The sequence below is a fragment of the Craterilacuibacter sp. genome (genome assembly GCF_051659485.1).
In the GTDB taxonomy this organism is placed as follows: Bacteria; Pseudomonadota; Gammaproteobacteria; order Burkholderiales; family Chromobacteriaceae; genus Craterilacuibacter.
This window is the reverse complement of sequence record NZ_JBOFOO010000416.1, coordinates 1-4,083: the sequence shown is the minus strand read 5'-3', so window position 1 is coordinate 4,083 and position 4,083 is coordinate 1. Positions and strand designations below refer to the sequence as shown.

Annotated in this window: 6 protein-coding genes; 1 reads left to right on the top strand and 5 read right to left on the bottom strand. The window is 57.2% G+C overall.

Features of this window, described 5'->3' with window-relative positions; translation table 11 throughout:
* From ACRC1E_RS14075 to ACRC1E_RS14055, 5 genes are all read right to left on the bottom strand, one after another.
* The coding region (locus ACRC1E_RS14075) for an AMIN domain-containing protein (RefSeq protein WP_438515718.1) at nucleotides 1-339 on the bottom strand (339 nt) is incomplete at its 3' end.
* Nucleotides 336-857 (bottom strand): pilus assembly protein PilP, encoded by a 522-nt coding sequence (locus ACRC1E_RS14070; protein WP_438515716.1) that lies wholly within the window; start codon nucleotides 855-857, stop codon nucleotides 336-338. The genes ACRC1E_RS14075 and ACRC1E_RS14070, both read right to left, overlap by 4 nt.
* The gene (locus tag ACRC1E_RS14065; protein WP_438515715.1) at nucleotides 854-1,489 is read right to left on the bottom strand and encodes a type 4a pilus biogenesis protein PilO; all 636 of its coding nucleotides are present in this window, start codon (nucleotides 1,487-1,489) and stop codon (nucleotides 854-856) included. Before ACRC1E_RS14065 ends, ACRC1E_RS14070 begins: the two co-directional genes overlap by 4 nt.
* The gene (locus ACRC1E_RS14060; RefSeq protein WP_438515714.1) at nucleotides 1,486-2,061 is read right to left on the bottom strand and encodes a PilN domain-containing protein; all 576 of its coding nucleotides are present in this window, start codon (nucleotides 2,059-2,061) and stop codon (nucleotides 1,486-1,488) included. The genes ACRC1E_RS14065 and ACRC1E_RS14060 overlap by 4 nt, the downstream gene beginning before the upstream one ends.
* Nucleotides 2,061-3,176 carry a pilus assembly protein PilM gene (locus ACRC1E_RS14055; RefSeq protein ID WP_438515713.1) on the bottom strand — a complete coding sequence of 372 codons (1,116 nt, stop codon included), beginning with the start codon at nucleotides 3,174-3,176 and terminating at the stop codon, nucleotides 2,061-2,063. The genes ACRC1E_RS14060 and ACRC1E_RS14055 overlap by 1 nt, the downstream gene beginning before the upstream one ends.
* Before the next feature lie 140 nt (nucleotides 3,177-3,316).
* On the opposite strand from ACRC1E_RS14055, the gene ACRC1E_RS14050 reads away from it, so the two are divergent.
* Nucleotides 3,317-4,083, top strand: a 767-nt coding sequence (locus tag ACRC1E_RS14050) for a transglycosylase domain-containing protein (RefSeq protein WP_438515711.1), incomplete at its 3' end; no start/stop codon positions are given.

The window sequence follows — 4,083 nt, the reverse complement described above, 5'->3', positions numbered from 1 at the left end:
CTGATAAGCGCTGGCCTTGGCTAGCGAGAGCACGATGCGGCTGCGATCGCCGGCGGCAACGACAGTCGCGTTATTGAGCAAGGGGCCTGGCAGGGCGACCTGTGGCTGTGGCAGCGCGCTGCCGGTGTCGCTGAAATCGAATGCGATGCGTGGCGGACTGGAGAGTGAAAAGCTCTTGGGTAAAGCCGCGGGCTTGGCCAGTGTGATCGCCAGCACCTGCTGGTCGCCATTGCTGCGCAGGAGTTCGATCTGGGTAATGCTGTTGCCGGCAGCCCATGCAAAGTGCGAGGCCACCAGCAGGCTGCTGGCCAGCGTCGTCAGTTGCGTTGTTTTATTCATTTCTTTTGCCCTTGTTCATCTGCCAGCAGGATATTGGTTTCGCGTTTGACCCAGTCGCCGTTGGCGTCTTCAACGGTTTCGGTCAGCTTGATTTCTGTATCCAGTACCGAAGCGACCACACCGAAATTGGTGCCGATAAAGCTGCCCGCCCTGACCGGGTAGACCATGCCGTCCGGCGTCTGGATCAGCCCCCGGCGTACGCCCTTGATCTGGATGCTACCGACCATTTTCAGCGATTCAATATTGTGGTTTTCCAGCGGATCACGAGGGCGCTTGAGGTCGGGGGCATTGGCGCTGTTCTGGCTGCCGGCGACTTTCAGGCGTGCCGCATCAAATGGCGATAGCAGGCCAAAGCCGGTGTAGTCGACCGTTGCTGCGGAGCCCAGTTGCGGAATGGGTTCGACCTTGCCGGCCAATCCTTGGCCTTGCTGCTGCATCCAGAGATCAAGATCATCCTGACCCGAGCCGCAGGCTGCCAATAGCAGGGTCAGCAATAGGAGGGGAAGGCTGTTTTTCATGGTTGCTTTTTCCCCTGTGCCTGGGCCAGTGCCGCATTACGTTCCTCCGGCTCCAGCGTGCGGTAGGTCTTGGCTGTTGTTTGCAGCGTCAAGCGTCCATCCTTGCCGGCAGTTGGTGCCAGCGAAATATCACCGATGGTGACGATGCGCGACATCTTGGAAACATCCAGCACAAAGGCCGCCAGATCGTTGTAGCTACCGGTCAGACGGATCTCGATCGGCAGTTCGGCAAGTTCGGTGCCTTTAATTTCCTGCCCCGGGCGGAATAGTTCGAACTGCAGGCCGCGGCCTACGCCGGCCTGGTTGATCTCGGCCAGTACCGATGCCATTTCGGCCTTGGTCGGTAATTGGCGGATCAGGCCGCCGAAGCTTTTCTCGATTTGCTTGAGCTGCTCCTGCAGTGCTTCGAGGTTGGCGAGCTGGCGGCGTTTGTCGATATAGGTGGTCTTGAGTTCGCTTTCGCGTGCCTCGGCGGCGGCAATCTCGTCCCGCTGCGGGCTTAATGCGACAAAATAGCCGGCCAGCAATAAAAACAGCGCCATCACCCCCAGCGTGATCAGCTGCGAGCGCAGTGGCCAGTTGGGTACTTCCTTGAAGTCCAGATTACGCAGTTCGTCCAGATTGATATTCACTGTGGCGCTCCTGTCTGGGCGGGTTCTTGGCGGCCCTGCTGCAGGCTCATGTTCAAGCTGAATTCGCTGGCGCGCAGATTGCCCAGACTGGCGGCTTTTACCTCGATCAGTACCGGGTTGACGAACAGGCGCGAGCTGGACAGGCTGCCCATATAATTGGACACGCGGGCGCCGGACAAGGCATAGCCGGACAGGGCGATGGTGTTGCCGGTTTGCTTGAAGTCTTTCAAATACACGCCTTCAGGCATGAAACGTACCAAATCGTCAAACAGCAGTACCGATTGTGTCCGCTCGCCTTGAAGCCTTTCGGCCTGCTCCTTGCGCGCCAGCAGCGCCGCGCGTTGTTGGCGCAGCGAGTCTATTTTTCCCAGCTTGACGGTCAACTCGGCGATGGCTGTATCCAGGCGCTGGTTACGTTCCAGTTGCGTGTCCAGCGTATGGCTTTGCAAAAAATAGCCGGCACCAAGCAATAAGGCGCTGGCAGCGATGGCGAGTGCCAGCAGGTTCTGGAAGCGGTGCCTGTGATCCGCGCGCCGCATTTCCCGGTAAGGGAGCAGGTTGATGCGTATCATCAGTCGAATTTCCTTAGCGCAAGACCACAGGCAACAAGCAGGGCAGGGGCATCCAGCAGCAGATCCTTGAGCGGAATGCCGGGCGCTTGCGTCATGGTGGTAAATGGATTGGCGATCATGGTGCTGATCTGGGTGCGCAGGGCAACAGCGTCATCGAGGCCGGACAGCATGCTGCTGCCGCCGGCGAGCAGGATGTAGTCGACCCTGAGGTATTGCGACACACTGACCGTGGTGTAGAAAAACTGCAGTGCGCGCTGGATTTCCTGTGACAGCGAGTCGACAAAGGGTTGTAGCAACTCGGACTCGTAGCCCTCGGGCAGCATCATGCTGCGCTTGCCCTTTTCGGCCTCTTCGTTGCTCATGGTGTAACGGCGCTGTATTTCCCGTGTCAGCTGGGTACCGCCGAAAGCCTGTTCGCGGTAATACAGTTGCTGGCCGTTGCGGATGACCGAGCAGTGGATCTTGGTGGCGCCGATGTCGAACAGGGCAAAGGTCTGGTTGAAGCCTTGGTCGGGTAGCTGCTGTTGCAACAGCTCGAACGCCGTCAGCATGGCAAAGGCCTCGACATCCATGATCTGGGCCTTGAGACCGGCCATTTCGGCGATCGCCAGACGCTCTTCGACTTTTTCCTTGCGCGAGGCGCAAATCATGACCTCAAGGTCATCGGCCTGAGTCACCGAGGGACCCAAGACCTGAAAGTCCAGATTCACTTCGTCTAGCGGAAAGGGAATGTACTGGCTGGCTTCATTTTCTACCTGAAACTCCAGGTCTTCCTTATTGTGCCCGGCAGGAACCAGAATTTTCTTGTAGATCGCCATGGTGGTCGGCAGTGCCATGGCGACGCGGTTGCAGTGGCTGCCCAGTCGGGCGCGGGCACGACGCAGCACCTCGGCCACGGCATCGATATCGACAATATTGCCTTCGCTCACTGCATCTTTGGGCAGGGGCTCGATGAGGTAGCGTTCCAGTTGGAAATGTTTACCCACCCGCCCGATTTCGACCATTTTGATCGCGGTTGTGCTGATGTCCAGCCCGATCAGGCTGGCTGATGCCTGACCTCGGCCTGCGAACAGGCTGCCCAAGGACTTGGGTAATTCCAGTTTGCCACCCAGCATATCTTGATCAGGGATTTCTGCTGCCTGCAGCAGGAATCACCCGCCTCCCTTTTAATTATCAATTATCAGTTATGTGGAACTTTGCCAGTAGCTCCGGGTAAAACGGTATAATCAGCATTCGATTTTTTTTTTCGAACATTATGTTGCTGCGAATTCTGAAGATTGTCCTGGGTTCCATGATCGGTATCGCGACGCTGGCCGTTGGCGTGCTGGCTGTTGCCGTTCTTATTACCTGGCCGCGTTTGCCCGATCTGGATATCCTCACCGATTATCGTCCCAAGATTCCGTTGCGCGTCTATGCTGCTGACGGCGCACTGATCGGCGAATTCGGTGAAGAGCGCCGGTCATTCTCCCGCATTCATGATGTACCACCGCTGATGCGCCAAGCTCTGCTGTCGGCAGAAGACGAGCGTTTTTACCAGCATGGTGGTGTAGATTATGTCGGTGTTCTTAGAGCTGCGCTAGGAAATATAGTATCTGGGCATACTCGATCCGGTGCAAGCACGATTACCATGCAAGTAGCCAAAAACTTCTTTCTATCAAGTGAAAAGACTTTTAGCCGGAAGTTTAATGAAGCACTGCTGGCTTTCAAGATCGAGCACACGCTGACCAAAGACCAGATTCTCGAGTTGTACCTCAATCAGATCTATCTGGGACAGCGTGCCTACGGCTTCTCTGCCGCTTCGCAAGCGTATTTCGGCAAGCCTTTGAACGAGCTGAGTGTGGCGCAATTTGCCATGCTGGCAGGCCTGCCCAAGGCGCCGTCGTCGTATAACCCGATTGCTAATCCCGAGCGCGCCCGTCTGCGCCAGCTCTATGTATTGCGCCGCATGCACGAACTGGGGCACATCTCTACGGCGCAGTACGATGCAGCCAAGGCCGAGCCGCTGGGGCTGGCCAAGCCTGC

Excerpts from the sequence above, each read along its gene's own strand:
- ACRC1E_RS14070 (WP_438515716.1), bottom strand. The coding sequence starts at position 857 with ATGAAAAACAGCCTTCCCCTCCTATTGCTGACCCTGCTATTGGCAGCC.
- ACRC1E_RS14060 (WP_438515714.1), bottom strand. The coding sequence starts at position 2,061 with ATGATACGCATCAACCTGCTCCCTTACCGGGAAATGCGGCGCGCGGAT.
- ACRC1E_RS14055 (WP_438515713.1), bottom strand. The coding sequence starts at position 3,176 with ATGCTGGGTGGCAAACTGGAATTACCCAAGTCCTTGGGCAGCCTGTTC.